This is a genomic window from Methylibium rhizosphaerae, from assembly GCF_006386545.1.
Classification (GTDB): Bacteria; Pseudomonadota; Gammaproteobacteria; order Burkholderiales; family Burkholderiaceae_C; genus Pseudorivibacter; species Pseudorivibacter rhizosphaerae.
Map to the genome: position 1 here is coordinate 201,978 of NZ_SWAR01000002.1, position 23,096 is coordinate 225,073.

Annotated in this window: 18 protein-coding genes; 7 read left to right on the top strand and 11 right to left on the bottom strand. The window is 69.4% G+C overall.

Going from position 1 to position 23,096, the window contains the following annotated elements; genetic code table 11:
• Positions 1-6: 6 nt before the first annotated feature.
• The 3 genes from E8D38_RS02225 to E8D38_RS02235 form a co-directional block, all read right to left on the bottom strand.
• The gene (locus E8D38_RS02225) at positions 7-1,041 is read right to left on the bottom strand and encodes a M48 family metallopeptidase (RefSeq protein ID WP_140626085.1); all 1,035 of its coding nucleotides are present in this window, start codon (positions 1,039-1,041) and stop codon (positions 7-9) included.
• A gap of 5 nt (positions 1,042-1,046) precedes the next feature.
• Complete coding sequence (locus E8D38_RS02230; protein WP_181178894.1) at positions 1,047-2,210, bottom strand: YjgN family protein; 1,164 nt, start codon at positions 2,208-2,210, stop codon at positions 1,047-1,049.
• A gap of 130 nt (positions 2,211-2,340) precedes the next feature.
• On the bottom strand, positions 2,341-3,252 hold the full coding sequence (locus E8D38_RS02235) for a M48 family metallopeptidase (protein ID WP_140626087.1): 912 nt from the start codon (positions 3,250-3,252) through the stop codon (positions 2,341-2,343).
• A gap of 87 nt (positions 3,253-3,339) precedes the next feature.
• Here E8D38_RS02235 and E8D38_RS02240 point away from each other — a divergent pair, with 87 nt between their 5' ends.
• Positions 3,340-5,250: a WD40/YVTN/BNR-like repeat-containing protein gene (locus tag E8D38_RS02240; RefSeq protein ID WP_140626088.1), complete on the top strand. Its 1,911-nt coding sequence runs from the start codon at positions 3,340-3,342 to the stop codon at positions 5,248-5,250.
• On the opposite strand, the gene E8D38_RS02245 is transcribed toward E8D38_RS02240, so the two are convergent.
• Genes E8D38_RS02245 through E8D38_RS28760 form a run of 6 tightly spaced genes read right to left on the bottom strand, consistent with a single transcriptional unit; the run spans position 5,215 to position 12,186 of the window.
• The gene (locus tag E8D38_RS02245; RefSeq protein WP_140626089.1) at positions 5,215-5,991 is read right to left on the bottom strand and encodes a lysophospholipid acyltransferase family protein; all 777 of its coding nucleotides are present in this window, start codon (positions 5,989-5,991) and stop codon (positions 5,215-5,217) included. The genes E8D38_RS02240 and E8D38_RS02245 overlap by 36 nt on opposite strands.
• Positions 5,991-6,614 (bottom strand): D-glycero-beta-D-manno-heptose 1,7-bisphosphate 7-phosphatase, encoded by a 624-nt coding sequence (gmhB, locus tag E8D38_RS02250; protein WP_140626090.1) that lies wholly within the window; start codon positions 6,612-6,614, stop codon positions 5,991-5,993. Before gmhB ends, E8D38_RS02245 begins: the two co-directional genes overlap by 1 nt.
• A gap of 22 nt (positions 6,615-6,636) precedes the next feature.
• Positions 6,637-8,796, bottom strand: a complete 2,160-nt coding sequence (glyS, locus tag E8D38_RS02255) for a glycine--tRNA ligase subunit beta (RefSeq protein ID WP_140626091.1) — start codon at positions 8,794-8,796, stop codon at positions 6,637-6,639.
• A 2-nt stretch (positions 8,797-8,798) separates the two neighbouring features.
• A complete protein-coding gene (gene glyQ, locus E8D38_RS02260; protein ID WP_140626092.1) occupies positions 8,799-9,725 on the bottom strand; it encodes a glycine--tRNA ligase subunit alpha in 927 nt (308 codons plus the stop codon).
• A gap of 56 nt (positions 9,726-9,781) precedes the next feature.
• Positions 9,782-11,317, bottom strand: coding sequence for an apolipoprotein N-acyltransferase (gene lnt / locus E8D38_RS28755; RefSeq protein ID WP_246099311.1), 1,536 nt, complete (start codon positions 11,315-11,317; stop codon positions 9,782-9,784).
• Complete coding sequence (locus tag E8D38_RS28760) at positions 11,314-12,186, bottom strand: CorC family transporter (RefSeq protein WP_246099312.1); 873 nt, start codon at positions 12,184-12,186, stop codon at positions 11,314-11,316. The genes lnt and E8D38_RS28760 overlap by 4 nt, the downstream gene beginning before the upstream one ends.
• A 202-nt stretch (positions 12,187-12,388) precedes the next feature.
• On the opposite strand from E8D38_RS28760, the gene E8D38_RS02270 reads away from it, so the two are divergent.
• The 5 genes from E8D38_RS02270 (at position 12,389) to hslU (ending at position 18,126) form a co-directional block, all read left to right on the top strand.
• Positions 12,389-13,444 (top strand): CobW family GTP-binding protein, encoded by a 1,056-nt coding sequence (locus E8D38_RS02270; protein WP_140626094.1) that lies wholly within the window; start codon positions 12,389-12,391, stop codon positions 13,442-13,444.
• Positions 13,445-13,577: 133 nt separating this feature from the next.
• Positions 13,578-14,387 (top strand): RNA polymerase-binding protein DksA, encoded by an 810-nt coding sequence (dksA, locus tag E8D38_RS02275; protein ID WP_140626095.1) that lies wholly within the window; start codon positions 13,578-13,580, stop codon positions 14,385-14,387.
• A 52-nt stretch (positions 14,388-14,439) separates the two neighbouring features.
• Positions 14,440-16,125 (top strand): hypothetical protein, encoded by a 1,686-nt coding sequence (locus E8D38_RS02280; protein WP_140626096.1) that lies wholly within the window; start codon positions 14,440-14,442, stop codon positions 16,123-16,125.
• A 103-nt stretch (positions 16,126-16,228) separates the two neighbouring features.
• Positions 16,229-16,789, top strand: a complete 561-nt coding sequence (hslV, locus tag E8D38_RS02285; protein ID WP_140626097.1) for an ATP-dependent protease subunit HslV — start codon at positions 16,229-16,231, stop codon at positions 16,787-16,789.
• Positions 16,786-18,126, top strand: a complete 1,341-nt coding sequence (hslU, locus tag E8D38_RS02290; protein ID WP_140626098.1) for an ATP-dependent protease ATPase subunit HslU — start codon at positions 16,786-16,788, stop codon at positions 18,124-18,126. Before hslV ends, hslU begins: the two co-directional genes overlap by 4 nt.
• A gap of 4 nt (positions 18,127-18,130) precedes the next feature.
• Here hslU and E8D38_RS02295 read toward each other — a convergent pair whose 3' ends face one another.
• Entirely contained in the window at positions 18,131-18,910 is a 780-nt protein-coding gene (locus tag E8D38_RS02295) for a type III pantothenate kinase (RefSeq protein ID WP_140626099.1), read from the bottom strand.
• A 51-nt stretch (positions 18,911-18,961) separates the two neighbouring features.
• Positions 18,962-19,600: a hypothetical protein gene (locus E8D38_RS02300; RefSeq protein ID WP_140626100.1), complete on the bottom strand. Its 639-nt coding sequence runs from the start codon at positions 19,598-19,600 to the stop codon at positions 18,962-18,964.
• A 200-nt stretch (positions 19,601-19,800) separates the two neighbouring features.
• Between E8D38_RS02300 and icmF the strand changes: the two genes are divergently transcribed.
• The gene (icmF, locus tag E8D38_RS02305) at positions 19,801-23,085 is read left to right on the top strand and encodes a fused isobutyryl-CoA mutase/GTPase IcmF (protein WP_140626101.1); all 3,285 of its coding nucleotides are present in this window, start codon (positions 19,801-19,803) and stop codon (positions 23,083-23,085) included.
• Positions 23,086-23,096 lie beyond the last annotated feature (11 nt).

A 23,096-nucleotide genomic window follows, 5' to 3' on the forward strand; every position in this document is an offset into this window, starting at 1 on the left:
GTCTGGCTAGCGCCCCACCGCATCGGCCGCATCCCGCAGACGCTGCGCGCGGTCGGCGCCCGCCGGGTGGGTGGCGAGCCATTCGGGCATGGAGTCGCCATATTTCTCGTCGACACGCTCGAAAAAGTCTGCGAGCCCTTCGACACCGATGCCGCTGTCGACCAGCGCCCTCAGCGCGAAGCCGTCGGCTTCTTCTTCGGCCTCGCGGGAATGGCTGAGCATGCCCAGCAGCGCGGTGGCGTTGCTCGCCACGCTGGAATAGTCGCCCCAGAGCAGGCCGGCAAGCGCCATGTTTCCGAGGCCGCGCACCAGCGAACGGGTCATGTGGCGATGCTGCTGGTGGCCCAGCTCGTGCGCCAGCACGCCCAGCACCACGTCGTCGTCGTGTTCGGCGAAGTCGACCAGCTGGTCGAGCAGCACGATGGTGCCGCCGGGCAGCGCGAAGGCGTTCGGGCTGCCGTCGCGCGAGCGCCGGAACTCCACCCGCACGACCAGCCCGGGGGTTTGCTGGCGAGCCAGCTGCGCGAAGCGGCGAGCCAGTCGCTCGCGCTGCCCCGGGTCCAGCCCGCTGGGGAGGAGGCTGCGGCGGTCCAGGGTCTCGAGCACCTGCGCACCCAGCCGCTGTTCCCATGCCGGCGGCATGCGTTCGACCATCCAGTCGGCGGCCAGCGGCAGCCCGACCAGCCAGCACCAGGCCACCAGGCCCACCAGCAGCAGCAACGCGGCCGCCGACGCCGCCCAGGCGCGCTGCAGCCGCTGCACCAGCCCGGGCCGCACGCCCTGCGCCGCCAAGGCCTCGGCGAAACCGGCCGCTTCGCCCGGCAGCTGCAGGCTCGCACCGTGCGGCAGCATCACCACTTGTGGCGCATGCTGCACCTGCTCGGCCACCCGCAGTTGCGCGAGCGGCCAGGTGCGGGCGCCCGAGGCTCGCAGCAACATCACCAGCTCGCCGCCGTGGAACCAGACGCGTGCCGGCTGGGCATGCGCCACCCGCCCGTCGAAATAGCGCGCATCGAAGACGTGCGAATCGTTGTTCGACATGCCGCTCACCACCCCAGATCGAATCCGAACAGGTCCATCGCACCTTCACCGGCGGCGCCGGCAGGCGAGGCCGTACCGGCGGCCTGGCCGATGCACTCCTCGAAGGGCACTTCGCTGGCCACCGTCATGGCCTCGATGCGCAGCCGCGCCCAGGCCACCTTGGCAAAGGGCCAGTACAGCCCCGCGGTCAGCAGCACCAGCACGACGCTGCGCAGCGCCAGCCTCCAGGCGGCGCCCACCGTGACATCGGTGCGGAACATCAACGGGCCGAAGCTGGTCCGCGCCCACACCGCCCGCTGCGTGCGCACGGCCAGCACCGGCCAGGCCGTCATGAAGAAGCCAAGCCCCACGACCGCGGCCACGACCCAACCCCGCTCGGTGGACGACTCGCCTGCTTGCGTCCACGCAAGCGCCGCGGCGGCAACGCCGGCAACCATGCCGACGAACATGATCATGAAGCCGGCCAGCAGGTAGGTGCCATACAGCGAGCCCAGGGCAGACTCGAAGCTGCTGCACTGCGTGCCGAAGCGGATGTGGCGATGCTGGAAGGCCTTGAGGCGATGGTGCATCCAGGGCCACAGCGCGGAGGTCAGGCCGCTGCACACCAGCAGCCAGTTGGCCGATTCGGTGAGGGCCGCGGCCAGGGTGCTCGAGAGCCAGACGGCCATCACCGGCCCAGCCATGCCATAGGCCTGCCGCAGGCTGGCGTCGAAGCCGAAGGACACGCCGCGCCACCGTGTGTTGGCATAGCGGAAGCGGCTGGCGCCCAGCAGCAGCGCCGGCCCCAGTGCGAACAGCAGCGCCACGCCGGCGAGGCCGAGCGTCAGCGAGAAGTCGAAGCCGAAGGTATAGAGGGCCAGCAGGCCCACGGCGATGCAGCGCCCCCGCAGGATGGCCCAGGGGTCGGCCACGAAGTCGAAGCGGTCACCGAGGAATTCGGTGTTGCGCGCGAAGTAGCGCGCCGCGCGCAGCTTGGCCCAGGCCGAGTACACGCCCAGCGTCAACAGCGACAGCAGCGTGTTGACGACCCAGATGCGAAAGTACTCGGAGCCCGAGCCGTGGAAGCGCAGCCCTGTTTCGTACAACGGCGGCCCTGTGGTCGCTGAAGCCTCCGGCACTGGTGCGCCGGAATGCACGCCGGGCGGCGTGCGATCGTCCTGTTCCTGCATGGATGCCCTCTCTCGGGCGCGCAGTGTGCCTGCCGCTCCCGACGGCGAACATCCCTCTTCGTCGGGTGGCGTGCGGTTGTGCACGCAGCCGGCATGGCGCGCCGTTGCCTTCGCGCCACCGCTGCGCGGCTCACTCGAGTGCGGGGAGCACTTCGTCCTTGAGCCGCCCCCGCGCGGCATCCACGTCGGGGATCACCGAGCGCACCACGTCCCAGAAGCGCGGGCTGTGGTCCATGTGGCGCAGGTGCGCCAGCTCGTGCGCCACCACGTAGTCGATGGTGGGCATCGCGAAGTGCACCAGCCGCCAGTTCAGGCGGATGGAGCCGTCGACGCTGGCGCTGCCCCAGCGGGTTTGCGCCGAACTCAGCGACAGGCGCTTGACGCTCACGCCCAGGCGCTCGGCGAACAGCTGGCAGCGCTCCTCGAACACCCGCTTCGCCTGGCGCTGCAGCCATGACTGCACCGCATCGCGGATCTGCTCGGGCTCGGCGTTGTGCGGCAGGCCCACATGCAGGGTGAGCCTGGGCACGCCGGGCAAGGCGGCGGCATCGGTGTTAAGCACGGCGCCGGCCATCCGCGGGTCGAGCACCACGATCACGGTCTCGCCCAGGAAGGGCAGGCTGGCTCCGTCGCGCCATTCGATGCGCGAGGCCTCATGCTTGCGCGCGCGCTCGCGCTGCTCGGCGAGCTTGTTGCGGATCCACCCGGCACGCTCGAGGAGCGCGGCCTCCACGTCGGCCAGCGTGACCCAGCGCGGCGCCCGCACCGAGAGGCCTTCCGCCCCCACCACCATGCCGATGGTGCGGCGCCGGGCGCGCTGGAATTCGTAACCCACCAGAGCGTCGCCGAGCTGGATCTCGCGATCGGCGCGCGGGTGGCGGAACACGGTGAACGGCGACGCCTGCAGCGCCTTGGGCGACGAAGGAGCCGGGTCGCGGGACGGCTGGGCGGCAGGCGGCGGCATCAAGCCCTGCGGCTCCTCGTCTCCGAAGAGCGGCAGGACGAACTGTGGGGAGTCGGCCTCGAGTGCCCGGCGCGTCATGGGGCGGCAGTATAGAGGCGGGCCATGGCAGACTCCGCGCCTCGACCGGCACACGCTGCCGCATCCGAACGAGAACGAGGAGGGGTCATGGCCGACGGCGCAGAGCCTTTGCACGCTTCGCCGGACGAGCTTCGGCTCGCGCGCCGCACCATGCTGCAGGCGGCATGGATGGCGGTCGTGGCGCTTCCGCTGGCCGGCTGCGGTGGCGGTGGCGGCGGCAGCAGCCCGGCGCCTGCGCCCACTCCACCCTCCCCGCCCACCCCACCCACGCCGCCGGCGCCGCCCGCCTCTGCCTTCACCACCCGCGCGCTGGGGCCCCGCGTCGAAGGCGGCCCGGCCTGGAACGGCTCGCTGCTGGTGAGCGTGGGCAGCGCCATCAGCACTTCCACCGACGCGGCGACGCAGATCTGGAACGAACGCGCCGCACTCGTCAACCTGGACGACGTGGCCTGGGACGGCAAGCTGTTCGTGGCGGTCGGCTTTGCCGGCATGCTCACGTCGCCCGACGGCCTGACCTGGACCCACCGCGCCCTGCCCGCCACGCCGGGCGATCTGAACGCCGCCGCCGGCAACGGCACCACCTGGGTTGCGGTGGGCGACAGCGGCAGCCTGATCAGTTCGCCGGATGGCATCACCTGGACGCTGCGCAGCGCCGGCACCAGCAGCCATCTGCACCGCGTGGTCTGGGCCGGCAGCTTCTTCGTCGCCGTGGGGGCCACCGGCACGGTGCTGACCTCGCCCGACGGCACGGCGTGGACCCTGCGCAGCGCCGGCGTGAGCGACGACTTCATCGGCCTGGGCAGCGACGGCGTGCTGGTGGTGGCCGCCACCGCGGCGGCGACCAACTCGCCCAGCCGCATCCTGACCTCGCCCGACGGCATCAACTGGACGCTGCGCGCCAGCGGCCTGGGCCACTTCCAGGGCTTCGCGCGCGCACCGGGCGGCGGCCGCTGGGTGGCGGTCGGTGCCTACTGCACCGCCCATTCCAGCGATGGCCTCTCCTGGACGCGGGTGGACCTGCCGATGGGCTGGCCCCGGCGCGTGGTGCACACCGGCAACCGCTTCGTCGCGCTCGGCGCCAACGGGGCCAGCCAGCCATCGGTGTGGACCTCGGACGACGGGCAGGCCTGGACGCTGCGCGTCACCAGCATGTCCTGGCGCGCCCTGGCTCGGTCGCCGCAGGGCCGCATCGCCGCGGTGCCGCTGTCCGACCGCAGCGCCGCCAGCTCCGACGGCGGCAGCACCTGGACCTTCGGCACGTCGGTCAGCAGCGGCGGCATCAACCTCTTCCTCGACGTCGTGTGGTCGCAGGCGCTCGGCCGGTTCGCGGCCGTCGTGCAGGTGGCGGCCAACCAGTACCTCTACACCTCCACCGACGGACTGGCGTGGACCGCCGGCAGCTACGTGCCGTTCAACGGCCGGCTGGGTGCCTCGCCCACCCTGCTGGTGGCCGTGGGCGGATCGCTCACCGGCTTCGGTCTCGCCACCACTCCCGACGGCATCACCTGGACGTCCCGCGCGCTGCCGGTGACGACACGGCTCAACGACGTCTTCTGGCTCGGCTCGCGTTTCGTGGCGGTGGGCGTGGGCGGCGTGCTGCTCACGTCCGACGACGGCGCCGCCTGGACACAACGCGCCAGCGGCACGACGCAGGCGCTGCAGGCGGTTGCGTCGTCGCCCACGCGCTGGGTGGCGGTGGGCGATGCCGGCACCGTGCTCACAAGCGACGATGCCGGCCTTTCCTGGACGCCGCGCAGTTCCGGCACGAGCTACGGCCTGGCCGCCGTGGCCTGGACCGGCAGCGCGTTCGTGGCCACGGGCGGCTCGGGGCTGGTGCTGCGCTCGCCGGACGGCGTGAGCTGGACCCGCCTGGACACACCCTGGCAGACCGTGCCCTTCGGCTCGGACGCGATCAACCTCGACGCCGCGCTGTGGCTGGGCGACCGCCTGCTGCTGGCCGGCTCACGCGGCCTGTTCGCGACCGCCGCCCTGGCCTAGCGGGGCATAGGCCTCGGGATCGAGGCGCCGCATCTCGGCTTCGATCCAGGTTTCGATCTCGCGCATCAGCGAGTCGGCATCGCGGCCTTGCGAAGGGATCGGCCTGCCGATGGAAATGTCGATCACGCCCGGCCGCAGCACGAAGGTCTTGCGCGGCCAGCAGCGCGCCGACGTCACCGCGATGGGCACCACCGGCGCGCCGGTGGCCACCGCGAGCCGTGTAGCGCCGCTCTTGTAGACGCCCTGGCTGCCGCGCTGCGTGCGCGTGCCCTCAGGGAACATGATCACCCAGTTGCCGCGCGACATGAACTCGCGGCCCTGCTCGGCCACCCGGGTCCAGGCTTCGGTCCGCTTGCTGCGGTCGATGTGGATCATGTCGAGCCGGCTCATGGCCCAGCCGAAGAACGGGATGTACAGCAGCTCGCGCTTGAACACGTAGCACAGCGGGTGCGACATCAGCGTGGGGAAGGCGAAGGTCTCCCAGGTCGACTGGTGCTTCGGGCACAGGATCACCGGAGCCAGCGGGTCGGCCGACGGCAGGTGCTCCATGCCCTGCACCCGGTAGCGCACGCCGCAGATCACGCGCGCGCCCCAGATCGCCACGCGCAGCCAGCCCGCGCACATCCAGTACACCGGGTTGCCGCGCAGGAAGATCGAGGCTGCCAACACCGCCAGCGCCCACGGCACCACGGTGACCGACATCCACAGCAGGAAGAGGAAGGAACGGACGGGCGCCAGCATCAGCGCAGCTCCCCGGGGCCGCTGTTGGCGGGCGCCGACGTGTCACCACGCGCGCCGGCCTTGGCCCGCCGGTCGCGGGCGATGACGAACTCGGCAAACGCGGCCAGGTCCTTGTGCACCTGGGTGCCGGGCACCTGCTGCAGCAGCTGGGCCACCTGCGTGTCGGTCAGGCGCGCGGCCTTGCCGGTGCGCACGAAATGCGTCTCGCAGCCCACCGCCGCGCCGGCCTGCAGGTCGCGCAGGGAGTCGCCGACGGTAGGCACCTCCCTCAGGTCGACCCCGTAGCGCTCGGAGATCTGCTCGTACAGGCCGGGCAGCGGCTTGCGGCAGGTGCACTGCGCATCGGGCTCGTGCGGGCAGAAGAACACCGCGTCGATGCGGCCGCCGTGGTGGGCCAGCATCTGGTTCATCTTGACGTGCATGGCATTGAGCGCCGCCATGTCGAACAGGCCGCGGCCGATGCCCGACTGGTTGGTGGCGAGCACCACGTGCCAGCCGGCATGGTTGAGCCGCGCCACCGCCTCCAGCGCGCCGGGCAGCGGCACCCACTCGTCGGGCGACTTCACGTAGTCGTCGCGGTCCTCGTTGAGGGTGCCGTCGCGGTCGAGGATGATGAGTTTCATGCGGCGTGCTCGCTGTTGCGCTTCAGGCCGCCAGGCGCGACAGGTCGGCCACGCGGTTCATGGCCCCGTGCAGCGTCGCCAGCAGGCCCAGGCGGTTGGCCCGCAGCGCCGGGTCCTCGGCATTGACCATCACCTGGTCGAAGAAGGTGTCGACCGGCTCCCTGAGCGCCGCCAGCGCCTGCAGCGAGACGGTGTAGTCGCCGCGGTCGAAAGCCGCATCGGCCTCGGGCTTCACCCGTTGCAGCGCCTCGTTGAGCGCCGCCTCGGCGGTCTCCTTGAGCAGCCCGGCATCGACCCGGGCCTCGACCGTTCCTTCGGCCTTCTTCAGGATGTTGCCCACCCGCTTGTTGGCCGCCGCCAGCGACGCGGCCTCCTGCAGCGCGGCGAAGGCACGCACCGCGGCCAGGCGCTTGGGTACGTCGCCCAGGCGGCGGGGCGCGAGCGCCAGCACCGCGTCGACCTCCTGCGCGCTGTAGCCCTGCTCGCGCAGCGAAACGGCCAGGCGGTCGCTGAAGAACGCCTGCAGCGTGGCCTTGGTGTCGGGCTGCAGGGCCACGGTGGCGGCCGGGAAGGCGCCGATCGCCGCGTCGATGAGGTCCGGCAGGTCGAGCGGCAGGTTCTTCTCGGTGAGGATGCGGATCACGCCGAGCGCATGGCGGCGCAGCGCGAACGGGTCCTTGTCGCCGGTGGGCAGCTGCCCGATGCCGAACAGGCCCACCAGCGTCTCGAGCTTGTCGGCCAGCGCCACCACCGTGCCGCTGTGGTTGCGCGGCAGGCCGTCGCCGGCGAAGCGCGGCTTGTAGTGGTCCTCGATGGCGATGGCCACCCCGTCGCGCAGGCCTTCGGCACGGGCGTAGTAGCCGCCCATGATGCCCTGCAGCTCGGGGAACTCGCCCACCATGTCGGTCAGCAGGTCGGTCTTGGCCAGGCGCGCCGCCTGCTGCACCTTGGAGTCGAGCACGTCGAACTCGTCCTTGGCGTCCACGGTGTAGGGCACCGTGGCCATGCGCAGCAGGTTGACCACCGCATGGCCGATCGCACGTACGCGCTCGGCGCGTTCGCCCTGGGTGCCGAGCTTGCCGTGGTAGACCACCTTGTCGAGCCCCGGCACCCGCGATTCCAGCGTCTTCCTGCGGTCCTGGTCGAAGAAGAACTTGGCATCGGCCAGGCGCGGACGCACCACACGCTCGTTGCCGCCGACCACCGCGCTCGCATCGGCCGGACGGATGTTGCTCACGATCAGGAACTTGTTGGTGAGCTTGCCGGCGGCGTCGAGCAGGGGGAAGTACTTCTGGTTGGCCTTCATCGTGAGGATGAGGCACTCCTGAGGCACGTCGAGGAAGGCCGGCTCGAACTGGCCCACCAGCACGTTGGGCCGCTCGACCAGCGCAGTCACTTCATCGAGCAGCGCCGCGTCGTCGATCGGCGTGCCGCCGGCCTTCTCGGCCGCGGCCTTCAGCTGGCGCGAGATCTCGTCGCGGCGCGCCTCGAAGCCGGCGATCACCGCGCCTTCGGCCTCCAGCTGGGCTGCATAGCCGTCGGCGTCGCGCAGCGAGATGCGCTCGACCGCGGCCTCGAACCGATGGCCCTGCGTCTCGCGGCCGCTGGTGAGGCCCAGCGCATACACGCGCACCACGTCGGCGCCGTGCAGCGCCACCAGGCCGTGGGCCGGGCGCACGAAGTTCACGCTGGTCCAGCCGTCCTCGAGCTGGTAGCTCATCACCTTGGGAATCGGCAGCTTCGCCAGCGTCTCGTCGAGCGCCTTCTGCAGGCCTTCGTCGAGCGTGGCGCCCGGGAGCACGCTGTCGAAGAACAGCGCCTCGGCCTTGCCGTCCATCTGGCGCTTGAGCGAGGGCACCGCCTCGGGGCCGGCTCCCAGGGCCGAGAGCTTCTTGAGGAGCGCCTGCGTCGCATGGCCTTGCGCATCGAGGCCCACGCTCACCGGCATGAGCTTCTGCGACACCGGCTTGTCGGCGGCCTTGGCCGCCACGCCGGTGACGTGCACCGCCAGCCGCCGCGGCGACGCGAACGGCGTGACCTGCGCGTCGGCGCCGGCCAGGCCTTGCGCCTTCAGCGAGTCGGCCAGCGTGCCGGCGAACGACTCGCCGAGCTTCTTCAGCGCCTTGGGCGGCAGCTCTTCGACAAACAGCTCCACCAGCAGGTTCTTGGTCGTCGTCGTCATGGTCACGCCACCTTCTCCTTCTTCTTCTCGATCTGCGCGACCACTTCGTCGGCCCAGGCCTTGGGTGCCATCGGGAAGCCCAGCCGCGCGCGGCTGTCGACATAGCTTTGCGCCACCGCCCGCGCGAGGTTGCGGATGCGGCCGATGTAGGCGGCGCGCTCCGTCACGCTGATGGCGCCGCGCGCATCGAGCAGGTTGAAGGTGTGGCCGGCCTTGAGCACCTGCTCGTAGGCCGGCAGCGCCAGCTGCTGCTGCATCAGGTACTGGGCCTGCGACTCATGGCTGCCGAAGGCATGCAGCAGGAACTCGACGTTGCTGTGCTCGAAGTTGTAGGCCGACTGCTCGACCTCGTTCTGCTTGTAGACGTCGCCGTAGCTGAGGCCTTCTGTCCACTTCAGGTCGTAGACGTTGTCCACGCCCTGCAGGTACATCGCCAGGCGCTCCAGGCCGTAGGTGATCTCGCCGGTGATGGGCTTGCATTCGATGCCCCCCACCTGCTGGAAGTAGGTGAACTGGGTCACTTCCATGCCGTTGAGCCAGACCTCCCAGCCCAGGCCCCAGCAGCCGAGCGTCGGGTTCTCCCAGTCGTCCTCGACGAAGCGGATGTCGTTCTTCCTGAGGTCGAAGCCCAGCGCCTGCAGCGAACCGAGATACAGCTCGAGGATGTTGGCCGGCGCCGGCTTGAGCACCACCTGGTACTGGTAGTAGTGCTGCAGCCGGTTGGGGTTCTCGCCGTAGCGGCCGTCCTTGGGGCGGCGGCTCGGCTGCACGTAGGCGGCCTTCCAGGGCTCGGGGCCCAGCGCGCGCAGGAAGGTGGCGGTGTGGCTGGTGCCGGCCCCCACTTCCATGTCATAGGGTTGCAGCAGCGCGCAGCCCTGGGCGTCCCAGTACTGTTGCAGGCGCAGGATGATTTGCTGGAAGGTCAGCATCGGGTGTGCTTTTGGGTGAAGACGAGCCCGCCGGACGGCGGGCTGAGCGGCTGATTTTAGGGGGCGCCCGGCGCCCGGCGACCAGCCCGCCAGGCCCAGGCCACCACGGCCGCCGCCAGCGCCGCCAGCGGCCACAGCGCCAGCCGGCCGGCCCACCAGGCATAGGGCGTCACGCCGCTGGCGCCCTGCACCTGCGCCTCGAGCACGCCGCGGGTGTGGGGAGGCAGCGCATGGGTCACGCGGCCGGTGCGGTCGATCACCACGGTGGCGCCGGTGTTGGTGGCGCGGATCATCGGCACCTGGAACTCCAGCGCGCGCAGCCGCGAGATCTGCAGGTGCTGGTCCACCGCCACCGACTCGCCGAACCAGGCGATGTTGCTGAGGTTGGCAAAGACGGTGGGCGCGCGGGCCGCATCGACGAAGCGCGCGGCCAGCTCCTCGCCGAACAGGTCTTCGTAGCAGATGTTGGGGGCCACCCGCTCGCCCTTCACGGTGAACGAGGGCGCGTTCAGGATGCCGCGGTTGAAGTCGCCCAGCGGCATCTGCATCAGGTCCACGAACCAGCGGAAGCCGAACGGGATGAACTCGCCGAACGGCACCAGGTGGTGCTTGTCGTAGCGGTACACCTCGGTGGCCGAGGGGTTGTCGCGCGACAGCCCGACCGCCGAGTTGGTGTAGCCCGCCTGGAAGCTGCCGAGCGGCACGCCCAGCAGCGCGGCGGTACCGCCGCGCTGGAAGTGCTGCACCAGCATCTCCCAGTAGTCGGGCGGCAGCTGGTCGGGCAGCAGCGGGATCACGGTTTCGGGGCCGACCACAAGATCGCCCCGGGCGGCCAGCAGGGTGCGCCCGTGCCAGACCAGCGTATCGGGCAGGTGGTCGGCGGAGAACTTCTCGTCCTGCGGCACGTTGCCCTGGATCAGGCTGAGCGACAGCGTGCCGGTCGGCTGGGTGAAAGGCACCACCGGCAGCAGCGCCAGCACGCCCAGCACCCCGGCGACCGCCGATCGGCCACGCCAGCCGGGCGTGGCGAACAGCACCGACAGCCAGGCCGCCGCCGCCCCCATGCCGTAGACGCCCACCCAGGGCGCCAGCCACTGCAGCGGCCCTTCGGTGTGGGCATAGCCTGCCGCCACCCAGGGGAAGCCGGTGAAGATCAACCCGCGGGCCAGCTCGGCCAGCAGCCACAAAGCGGCGAACAGAGCGGCGTCACGCCAGGGTCGGCCGCTTCGCAGCCTGACGAAGAGCGCCAGCGCGGCCGCCAGGTACAGCGCCAGGAAGCCGGCCAGCAGCAGCACGGCCAGCGCCGCCAGCCAGGCGGGCAGGTGACCGTAGGTGTGCATGCTGATGAACAGCCACCAGACGCCGCCCACCAGCCAGCCGGTGCCGAACGACCAGCCCAGCACGGCGGCGGCCCGGCGGTTGGCGAGCTGTGCGCAGCGCCAGGCCAGCCCGGCCACGCAGGCCAGCTGCAGCCACCAGAGCACCGCCGGAGCGAAGGCCTGCGCATGCAGTCCGCCCAGCGCCAGGCCGGCCAGGGCTTCCTGCCAGAGCGGCCAGGGCGAGCGCAGCGCCGGCAGCAGGCGCGGCTTCAATGCTGGGACGCCGGTGCGTCGGCAGACTCGGGTGCGGGCGTCACCTTGAACCAGCGCACGGCGCCGCCGCGCGCCAGCATCACGGTGAAGCGCAGGCCGCCGACGTCGACCGCCTCGCCGCGGCGCGGCACGCGGCCGAGTTCCTGTGCGACCAGCCCGCCGATGGTGTCGAACTCGTCGTCCGGGTAGCTGGTACCGAAGACGCCGTTGACCTCGGCGATCGGCGCGTCGCCGGCCACACGGCGGCTGCCGTCGGCCAGGGTGAAGACGGCGCTTTCGCCGTTCTTGTCGTCGAATTCGTCCTCGATCTCGCCGACGATCTCTTCCAGCACGTCTTCGATCGTGATGAGCCCGGCGGTCTTGCCGAATTCGTCGATCACGACGGCCAGGTGGTTGCGATTCGAGCGGAAGTCGCGCAGCAGCTCGTTGAGGTTCTTGGACTCGGGCACGAACACTGCCGGGCGCAGCAGGGTGCGCAGGTTGAGCTCGGGCGCGCGCTGCAGCTTGAGGAGGTCCTTGGCCAGCAGCACGCCGATGATGTTGTCGCGTTCGCCTTCGTAGACCGGAAAGCGCGAATGCCCGGTGCCGATGACGACGCCCAGCAGGTCGTCGTAGGCGGCGTCGATGTCGAGCATGTCCATGCGCCGGGCCGCCACCATGACGTCGCCGGCAGTCATGTCGGCCATGCGGATCACGCCTTCGAGCATGATCCGGGACTCCGGCTCGATCAGCTCGCGCTGCTCGGCATCGGCCAGGGTCTCGATGAGTTCGTCCTTCGAGTCCGGCCCGGGCGAAAGGAATTCGACCAGGCGCTCGAAGAACGTGCGCTTGTCGGCCGCGCGCGGCCGACCAGGATGGGTGTCTGACACGAGGGGGTGTCGGCAGTCGGGAGACCCGCAAGAATACCCCAAGGCCGTGACGGTGCACGCGCGGCGCTACCATCTGCGCCCCCTCGGCCCTGCCCGCAGCCCTGTTCCCGGCATTGCGTGGCTTGACAGCCCGGGGGGCTTGATCAACATTTTCCGCGTCCCCACCTGGACGCTTTCAAGAGCGGCCGCCAACCGAACAGCCATGTCACTCATCCCCGCCACCATCCTCACCGGCTTCCTGGGCTCGGGCAAGACCACCCTGCTCAAGCGCGTGCTCACCGAAGCCCACGGCCAGAAGATCGCCGTGATCGAAAACGAGTTCGGCGAGGAGAACATCGACAACGACATCCTGGTGGCCGACACGAAAGAGCAGATCATCCAGATGAACAACGGCTGCATCTGCTGCACCATCCGCGAGGACCTGCGCTCCACGCTGGCCGACCTGGCCGAAAAGAAGCGCAAGGGAGAGATCGAGTTCGACCGGGTGGTGATCGAGACCACCGGCCTGGCCGACCCGGGGCCGGTGGCCCAGACCTTCTTCATGGACGACGAGATCGCCGAGGTCTACCTGCTCGACTCCATCCTGACGCTGGTGGACGCCAAGCATGCCGAGCAGCAGCTCAACGACCGGCAGGAGGCGCGCCGCCAGGTGGGCTTCGCCGACCAGATCTTCATCAGCAAGACCGACCTCGTTGCCAAGCAGGAGGTGGACGAGCTGATCCACCGGCTGAAGCACATGAACCCCCGTGCGCCGCAGAAGGCAGTGCACTTCGGCGAAGTGCCGCTGTCGGAGGTGTTCGACCTGCGCGGCTTCAACCTCAACGCCAAGCTCGAGATCGACCCGGAGTTCCTGTCGGCCGACGACCACGACCACGGGCATGATCACGATCACGATCACGATCACGACCATGACCACGTGCATGGCGAGCACTGCGACCACCCGCACCACCATGCCCACGACGACGACGTGAAGAGCTTCGTCTTCCGCGCCGACCGGCCGCTCGTGCCCGCCAAGCTCGAGGACTTCCTCGGCGCGATCGTCCAGATCTACGGACCGCGCATGCTGCGCTACAAGGGCGTGCTGAACATGCAGGGTTTCGACCGCAAGGTCGTGTTTCAGGGTGTCCACCAATTGATGGGCAGCGATGTGGGGCCGAAATGGGCCGAAGGAGAGAAACGAACCAGCAAGATGGTGTTCATCGGCGTCGACCTGCCCAAGGACATCCTCCTGCAGGGCCTGGAGCAGTGCCTGGCCTGAGGGGGTTGCGGCTCGCAACGAATTGCCCGGGTCAGCCGGGAAACAACGTGGCTACAATCCGCGCGCCCAAAAGAGCAGGAAGGCGCGCCCCAGCCTGCCGGAGCAGGTATAAAGCCGTTGCGAGGAGACCCCAGTGAGCAAAACCACGGCCCAGCGAGCAACCAGCACCAAACCTGCAGCCAAGCCGGCCGCCAAGAAGGCGACCGCGAGCAGCGCGAGTGCCGCGAAGGCCAAGCCCGCTTCCAAGGCGCCCGCCGAGGCGGCTGCAAAGACCGCTGTCGCCAAGGCTCCAGCGAAGCCGGCTGCCAAACCGGCTCCCAAGGCTGCTCCGGCAGCGCCGGCAGCCAAGGCGGCGCCGGTTCATGCCAAACCCGCCCCTGCGCCTGCACCGGTTGCACCCGCAGCGGCGGCGACCCGACCCGCACCTCTGGGGATACCCAGCCGACCCATGAACACCGTAGTCAACGATTTCCCCAAGCCGACCATCAAGGTGGACCCCAAGCTGGCCAACGTCTGGAAGAGCAAGCCTGGCCGCGAGCTGACCGATGCCGAAGTGTTGGCCATGCCGGACAGCGAGTACATGAACGACAAGCAGCTGGAGTTCTTCCGCACCAAGCTGCAGCGCCAGCGTGAAGACCTGCTCGAGAACGCAGGCGAAACCACCGAACACCTGCGCGAGGACACGTCCATCGTGCCCGACCCGGCCGACCGCGCCACCATCGAGGAAGAGCACGCCCTCGAATTGCGCACCCGCGACCGCGAGCGCAAGCTGCTCAAGAAGATCTCCCAGGCGCTGGCCCGCATCGACGCCGGCGAATACGGCTACTGCGACGAAACCGGCGAGCCCATCGGGCTGGGCCGCCTGATCGCACGGCCTACCGCCACGCTGTCGCTCGAGGCGCAGCAGCGCCGCGAGATGAAGCAAAAGATGTTCGGCGACTGAACCCGGACGGCCTGCACCACTCCAAACGCGTCCAGCCCCAACCGAGCAGCTGATGTCCGATCCCAAAGACGGCGAGAGCTTTTTTCGCAAGGTCGTGAGGTTCGTGGCCAACCCGGCCACGGACTGGGCGGAGCTCAGTTCACGCCCGGATGCGCCGGAAAGCGAGTACGCCAAGTCCGAGCTCAAGGCCATGATCGAGCGCAAGCGTCGCAACGACTTCGTGCGCAAGCGCGAGTTCGACATGCTGCGCAAGGTACGCCGCGAAGGACTGTCCGGCGACGGCCTGGCGGCGCTGGCCGGCTCTTCGAACCTCGATGATTCCGAACCCCGGCTGATGGACGCCCGGGCCGATGCCACCGTCAAGGCCAAGATCGACGAGATCGAGCAGCAGATGGTGGGCGAAGGTTTCGGCACCAGCCGCCACGTACCGGCCCGGCCCTCGTCGTTCTACAACGCGCCGACCCAGCCGGCCGCCATCGGCGAGGCGGCAACCCAGCCGATGGGCCTGTCGGCCGCGGGCCGGCCGGCAGCGCCGGCGGCTGCGCCGACGCCGGCAGCCGCCGTGATGGGCGGCGGCACCTCGCCGCTGTCGCCCTCGCCCATGGCGGGAGACTTCTCCAACCCGTTTGCCGTCGAAGTCAACGAGATCGCCCACGACCCCGAGCTCGACGAGGCGGTGATCGCTTTCGCCAACGCAGATTTCGAGCTGTGTGAGCAATCGCTCTCGTCGCTGGTGGGTGCCGGCGGCAGCCGCTCGCAGCATGCCGAGACCTGGCTGGTGCTGTTCGACCTGTACCGGGCGATCGGCCAGCAGCACAAGTTCGAAAGCCTCGCGCTCGACTATGCCCAGCAGTTCGGCTGGTCGGCACCGCAGTGGTTCTCCTTGCCCAGGCTCGTCGCCGAGGCGGCGGCCGAGGAGAAGCCCGCAACCGGTGGCCCTGCCGCGCCGCGCATCGACGGCTCGATCGGCTGGGTATCGCCCGACGTGGTGGACATGGACGCGGTCGCGCGGCTGCGTTCCCAGACCCTGCAGATGCCGCTGCCGTGGGTGCTCGACTGGAGCGCCGTGAGAAGCGTCGACCCCGAGGCCGCCCACCAGCTCAGCCTGCTGTTCCGCGGCTGGGCTGCCCAGGCCATCGAGATGCGCTGGCTGGGTGGCGAACGCCTGCTCAACGTGCTGGGCGACACAGCGCCGACGGGCGTGCGTGATGCCGACCCGGTGTACTGGCTGCTGCGCCTGGACGCGCTGCGCCTGGCCAACCGCCCCGACCAGTTCGACGAGGTGGCGATCGACTACTGCGTCACCTACGAGGTTTCGCCGCCGTCCTGGGAACCCGCGAAGTGCGTGGTACGGGTGAGCGAAGGCGGCGGCTCTACCGTCGCGCCGGCGTCGTCCGTCATCAGCGACGTGTCCACCGGCTTCGTCGAGTCGCAGATCGTCGACGAAGGCGTGGTGCAGGTGGCCACGGTCGAACTCTCCGGCCAGCTGGTCGGCGACATCGGCCACACGCTCGAGCGACTGCAGGCGCAGCTGGGCAGCGCCACCATCGTCAACGTCACCTGCTCCAAGCTGATCCGGGTCGACTTCATCGCGGCCGGCGACCTGCTCAACTGGGTGCTGGCTCGTCGCGGCGAGAACCGCACCGTCAATTTCGAAGAAGCGCACCGGCTGGTCGCGCTGTTCTACGGCGCGATGGGCATCAACGAACACGCCCGGGTCAAGGTCCGCAACATCTAGCGCCTGCCGGCGGCCGCGTGCGCTGCCGCACAGGGGTTTTGGCAGCCGCGTAAGCTGCACCTCCTGTTGAAGCCTGTCGCTTCAGCCTCAGCTCTCCCCCCTTATGGACATCTACCACGGCACCACCATCGTGAGCGTGCGCCGCGGCCGTCAGGTCGCCATCGGCGGCGACGGCCAGGTCACGCTCGGCAACATCGTCGTCAAGGCATCGGCCCGCAAGGTCCGCAAGCTGTACCGCGACCAGGTGCTCGCCGGCTTTGCCGGCGCCACGGCGGACGCCTTCACGCTGTTCGAGCGGTTCGAGGCCAAGCTCGAGAAGCACCAGGGCCATCTCATCCGCTCGGCCATCGAGCTCACGAAGGACTGGCGCACCGACCGCGTGCTGCGCCGGCTGGAGGCCATGCTGGCGGTGGCCGATGCCGACGCCTCGCTCATCATCACCGGCAACGGCGACGTGCTGGAGCCCGAGCAGGGCATCATCGCCATCGGCTCCGGCGGCGCCTACGCACAAGCCGCAGCCCGCGCCCTGCTCGACCACACCGAGCTGGGGGCGGCGCAGGTGGTGAAGAAGTCGCTCGAGATCGCGGGCGACCTGTGCATCTACACCAACCAGCACCACACGATCGAGACGCTGGGCAGCGACGACAAGGTGGTATCCGCATGAGCACCATGACGCCCCAGGAGATCGTCTCCGAACTCGACCGCCACATCGTCGGCCAGAAGGACGCCAAGCGCGCCGTGGCCATCGCGCTGCGCAACCGCTGGCGCCGCCAGCAGGTCGACGAGCGGCTGCGCGGCGAGATCACGCCGAAGAACATCCTGATGATCGGCCCCACCGGCGTGGGCAAGACCGAGATCGCGCGGCGGCTGGCCCGGCTGGCCGATGCGCCCTTCATCAAGGTCGAGGCCACCAAGTTCACCGAGGTGGGTTACGTCGGCAAGGACGTCGACACCATCGTGCGCGACCTGGTCGACATGGCGGTGAAGCAGGCCCGCGAGGCCGCCGTACGTGCCAACCGCGCGCGCGCCGAAGACGCCGCCGAGGACCGCGTGCTCGACGTGCTGGTGCCGCCGCCGCGCAGCACCGGCTTCGGCATCACCCCGGCCGAATCGCCGCCGGCCGACAACACCGCCCGCCAGGTGATGCGCAAGCGGCTGCGAGAGGGCACGCTGGACGACAAGGAAATCGAGATCGAAGTGGCCGAGCCCCGTGCGGCGCTCGAGATCATGGGCCCGCCCGGCATGGAAGACATGGCCGAGCAGCTGCGCGGCATGTTCGCCAACCTGGGCGGCCCGAAGCGCAAGACCCGCAAGCTCAAGATCGCCGAGGCACTGAAGCTGCTGATCGACGAGGAGGCCGCCAAGCTGGTGAATGAGGACGAGCTCAAGACGCAGGCGGTCAACAACGCCGAGCAGAACGGCATCGTCTTCATCGACGAGATCGACAAGGTCGCCTCGCGCTCTGAAGCCGGCGGCGCCGACGTGTCGCGCCAGGGCGTGCAGCGCGACCTGCTGCCGCTGGTGGAAGGCACCACCGTCAACACCAAGTACGGCATGGTGAAGACCGACCACATCCTGTTCATCGCATCGGGCGCCTTCCACCTGTCCAAGCCGAGCGACCTGATCCCCGAGTTGCAGGGACGCTTTCCGATCCGCGTGGAACTCGGCTCGCTGTCGGTGGACGACTTCGAGGCCATCCTCACCACCACGCATGCGAGCCTGGTGAAGCAGTACCAGGCCCTGCTGGCCACCGAAGGCGTGACGGTCGAGTTCAAGCCGGAGGCGATCCGCCGGCTCGCGCAGATCGCGCACGACGTGAACGAGCGCACCGAGAACATCGGCGCGCGAAGGCTGTCCACCGTGATGGAGCGGTTGCTCGACGAAGTGAGCTTCGACGCTCCGAAGCTCGGCGGCCAGACGGTGGCCATCGACGCCGCCTACGTGGACGGCAAGCTGGGCGACCTGTCGAAGAACGAAGACCTGTCGCGCTACATCCTGTGAGCCGCTAGCGCAGCCCGCGCTGCTGCGCGATGACCAGCAGCCCGTCGAAGATCAGGCTTTCGACCAGTTCGTACTGAATACCCAGGTAAGGCGCGACCTTCCAGCCGGCGCCGCCCGTGATGACGCAGCGCGGCGCGGCGCCGCAGCGCTGCGCGATGCTGCGGTGCATGCGCTCGATGGCGCCGGTGATGGCATAGGTGCCGCCGCTGGTGAGCGCATCGCTGGTGTTGGCCGGAAATTCGGTCACCTCGCCGGTGGGCACGCGCAGGCCGGCGGTGCCGCTTTCGAGCGACCGCAGCATGATGCCGTGGCCCGGCAGGATGAAGCCGCCCAGGAAGTGTCCGTGGGCATCGAGCGCGTCCACCGTCACGGCCGTACCCACCATCACCACCAGCGCCGGGCCCTTGTGGCCGGCGTCGAGCAGGCGCCAGCGGGCGCCGATCAAGGCCACCCAGCGGTCGGTGCCCAGCCGCCCCGGGTGGTCGTAGCCGTTGGTGACGCCGGCTTCACCGGCGGTCGACACCACCCAGCTGGGCGACAGGTCCCACAACTCGAGCTGTTCCTCGACCCGGTGGCGCACCGCGTCGCCGGCAACGCAGCAGCCCAGCATGCTGTCGGGTGCCGCCAGCCTGGCCCACTCGCCGTCGCGATCGGCGTCGGTCAGGTGGTCGATGGTCTCGAGGAAGGCAGCGCCATGCGCCAGCAAGGCGGCACCGGGCTTCGGTGCCGCGTACTGCGCCCACTTCAGGCGCGTGTTGCCGATGTCGATGGCGAGAAAACTCATGGGATGAAGGGCCGCTGCGTCTTGTACCGCCGCGCAGCGGCAACCCGCGGATCAGGCCGGCTGCTGCGTGTAAGGCGCTTCGAATGGTAGGTCCTCGCCGGACAGGCTGCTGCCGAACAGCAGCTCGCGCGCGCGCTGCAGCGTGCGGTCCACGTCAGCCGGCTTGGTGCGCGAACGCTCGACCTTGCTCTGCACCTCGTAAAGCAGGTCAGCCAGTTCCTCACGGCCCTGGGCGCGGCGCACCTTCATCAGCGTGAGGGCGCCGCTGACCGGCGCGGCGGTGCGGATCAGGTCGGCCAGCATTTCGCGTGCGGATTCCAGCAGCAGCGCGGCTTCGTTGGGCGCGCCGGCAGCTACGGGCTGCGGCTGGCCGGCGAGCGGCGCCGGACCATCGACGGATTCCCCGGCCACGTCTTCCTGGGGCGGCGGCTGCGTGAGGCCGGTGGACACCGGAATGTCGACCTCCTCGATCACCGCGGCGATGGGCACCTCCGGCAGCAGCACCAGCCCGAGCACCAGCAGCTCCTCGAAATGCTTGGGCGTGGCACCTGCGTGCTGGGCCAGGCCCATGACCTCGTCGAGCGAGCGGCGGCCATCCACCAGCAGCAGGATGGTGCGGTGCTTCTGGCTGAGGCCGTGCGAACGCCGGGTCAATTCCTGTTGGCCCTCGGGAGTCTTCAGCGGGATCATCGGGGGTACTCGGGTGATTCGGGCTGGGGCCGCATTGTGTAGCCCTTCTCTGCCGGTGACCAGCCGTAACTGCCCGGCTGCAACAGCCGCGCCGGAGGACGGCGGCTCGTGTTAGAAGGCTTTGCGGTTATATTGACGTTTACGTAAACGTCAATTTGAACGACCAAGATCGCCGGCCACCCCTGGGCCGAGGAGACGACATGACCGACCTGTCCGCCGAATTCAAAGCGCTGGCCGAGTACCGGCCGACCCACAAGGTGCGCTTCGTCACCGCCGCGTCGCTGTTCGACGGGCACGACGCGTCGATCAACATCATGCGGCGCATCCTCATGAGCATGGGCGCCGAAGTGATCCACCTGGGGCACAACCGGTCGGTCGACGAGGTGGTGACCGCGGCGCTGCAGGAAGACGTGCAGGGCATCGCGGTGAGCTCCTACCAGGGCGGCCACGTCGAATACTTCAAGTACATGGTGGAGCTGCTGCGCGCGCGCGGCGGCGAGCACATCCAGGTGTTCGGCGGCGGCGGCGGCGTCATCGTGCCGGCGGAAATCCGCGACCTTGCCGACCATGGCGTGCGCATCTTCAGCCCCGAAGATGGCCAGCGCATGGGACTGGCCGGGATGATCGGCGAGATGGTGATGCGCTGCGACCGAGACCTCACCGGCGCCGCGCCGAAGAGGCTCGACGCAATCCGCGGGCATGACGAATCGAATTGGCGGGCGCTGGCGCAGCTGATCACGGCGCTCGAGAACGGCCGCGCCGATGCAGGGTTGAAGGCGGCGCTGCACGACGCGGCCAGCGGCGCGAAGGTGCCGGTGCTCGGCATCACCGGCACCGGCGGCGCCGGCAAGTCGTCGCTGACCGACGAGCTGATCCGCCGGCTGCGGCTCGACCAGGACGACGCGCTGCGCATCGCAGTCATCAGCATCGACCCTTCGCGGCGCAAGAGCGGCGGCGCGCTGCTGGGCGACCGCATCCGCATGAATGCCATCGGGCCGTGGCAGCACGGGCCCAGGGTCTTCATGCGCAGCCTGGCCACCCGCGAGGCCGGCAGCGAGATCAGCGCGGCGCTGCCCGAAGTGATCGCCGCCTGCCGGGCGGCCCGTTTCGACATGGTGATCGTCGAAACCTCGGGCATCGGCCAGGGCGATGCGGCGATCGTGCCGCACGTGGACGTGCCGATGTACGTGATGACGCCCGAATACGGCGCGGCCAGCCAGCTCGAGAAGATCGACATGCTGGACTTCGCCGAATATGTGGCCATCAACAAGTTCGACCGCAAGGGCGCGCTCGACGCCTTGCGCGACGTGAGCAAGCAGGTGCAGCGCAACAAGGAGGCTTTCGGCAGGAAGCCCGACCAGATGCCGGTGTTCGGCACCATGGCCAGCCGCTTCAACGACGACGGCGTGACAGCCCTGTACCAGGCGCTCGCCCCGCGCCTGGCCGAGCTGGGCCTGAAGCTCGCCGAGGGCCGGCTGCCCCGGGTGGACACCCGCCACAGCACCCACCAGACGCCGGTGGTGCCGGCCGCGCGCGTGCGCTATCTGGCCGAGATCGCCGACACGGTGCGCGGCTACAAGGCGCGCGCTCGCGGCGAAGCCCGGCTCGCCCGCGAGGTGCAGCAGCTGAAGGCGTCCGCCCGCATGCTGTCGCGGGCCGGCCGCACCGAGGGCGCGCCCGCTCTGGAGGACCTCGCGGCAGAACGCGAAGGCCGCCTTTCGCCCGACGCCCGCAAGCTGCTCGAGCAATGGCCGCAGATGCAGAAGTCGTATTCGGGCGACGAGTACGTGGTGAAGATCCGCGACAAGGAGATCCGCACCTCGCTCGTGCACACCTCGCTGTCGGGCACCAAGATCCGCAAGGTGGTGCTGCCGCAATACGAAGACCATGGCGAGCTGCTGAAGTGGCTGATGCTCGAGAACGTGCCGGGCAGCTACCCCTACACCGCCGGCGTCTTCGCCTTCAAGCGCGAGGGCGAGGACCCGACCCGCATGTTCGCCGGCGAGGGCGATCCGTTCCGCACCAACCGGCGCTTCAAGCTGCTCTCCGAAGGCATGCCGGCCAAGCGGCTGTCCACCGCATTCGATTCGGTCACGCTGTACGGTCACGACCCGGCCGTGCGGCCCGACATCTACGGCAAGGTCGGCAACTCCGGCGTCTCCATCGCGACGCTGGACGACATGAAGGTGCTCTACGGCGGCTTCGACCTCACCCACCCGGGCACCTCGGTGTCGATGACGATCAACGGCCCGGCGCCGACCATCCTGGCGATGTTCATGAACACCGCCATCGACCAGAACCTCGAGAAGTTCCGCGCCGACAACGGCCGCGACCCCACCGACACCGAGGCGCAGAAGATCCGGGCCTGGGTGCTGGAGAACGTGCGCGGCACGGTGCAGGCCGACATCCTGAAGGAAGACCAGGGCCAGAACACCTGCATCTTCTCGACCGAGTTCTCGCTGAAGGTGATGGGCGACATCGCCGAATACTTCGTGCACCACAACGTGCGCAACTTCTACTCGGTGTCCATCAGCGGCTACCACATCGCCGAAGCCGGGGCGAACCCGATCTCGCAGCTGGCCATGACGCTGTCCAACGGCTTCACCTTCGTGGAGGCCTACCTGGCGCGCGGCATGCACATCGACGACTTCGCGCCCAACCTGTCGTTCTTCTTCAGCAACGGCATGGATCCCGAATACACCGTGCTGGGCCGGGTGGCGCGCCGCATCTGGGCGGTCGCCATGAAGGAGAAGTACGGGGCCAACGAGCGCAGCCAGAAGCTCAAGTACCACGTGCAGACGTCCGGGCGCAGCCTGCATGCGCAGGAGATCGCCTTCAACGACATCCGCACCACGCTGCAGGCGTTGATCGCGGTCTACGACAACTGCAACTCGCTGCACACCAACGCCTACGACGAGGCGATCACCACGCCCACCGAAGAGAGCGTGCGCCGCGCGATGGCGATCCAGCTCATCATCAACCGCGAGTGGGGCCTGGCCAAGAACGAGAACCCCAACCAGGGCGCCTTCGTCATCGACGAGCTCACCGAGCTGGTCGAAGAGGCGGTGCTGGCCGAGTTCGAGCGCATCAGCGAACGCGGCGGCGTGCTGGGCGCCATGGAAACCGGCTACCAGCGCGGCCGCATCCAGGACGAGTCGATGCACTATGAGATGCAGAAGCACACCGGCGAGCTGCCCATCATCGGCGTCAACACCTTCCGCAACCCGCATGGCGATGCAATCCCCGAAGTGCTGGAGCTGGCACGCTCCACCGAAGAGGAAAAGCAGTCGCAGCTCGAGCGCCTGGCGGCCTTCCATGCCCGCCATGCGAAGGAGTCGCCCGCGATGCTCAAGCGGCTGCAGCAGGCGGTGATCGAGAACCGCAACGTGTTCGAGGTGCTGATGGACGCGGTGCGGGTGTGTTCGCTCGGTCAGATCACCAGCGCGCTGTTCGAGGTGGGCGGCCAGTACCGCCGCAGCATGTGAGCCGCCGCCGG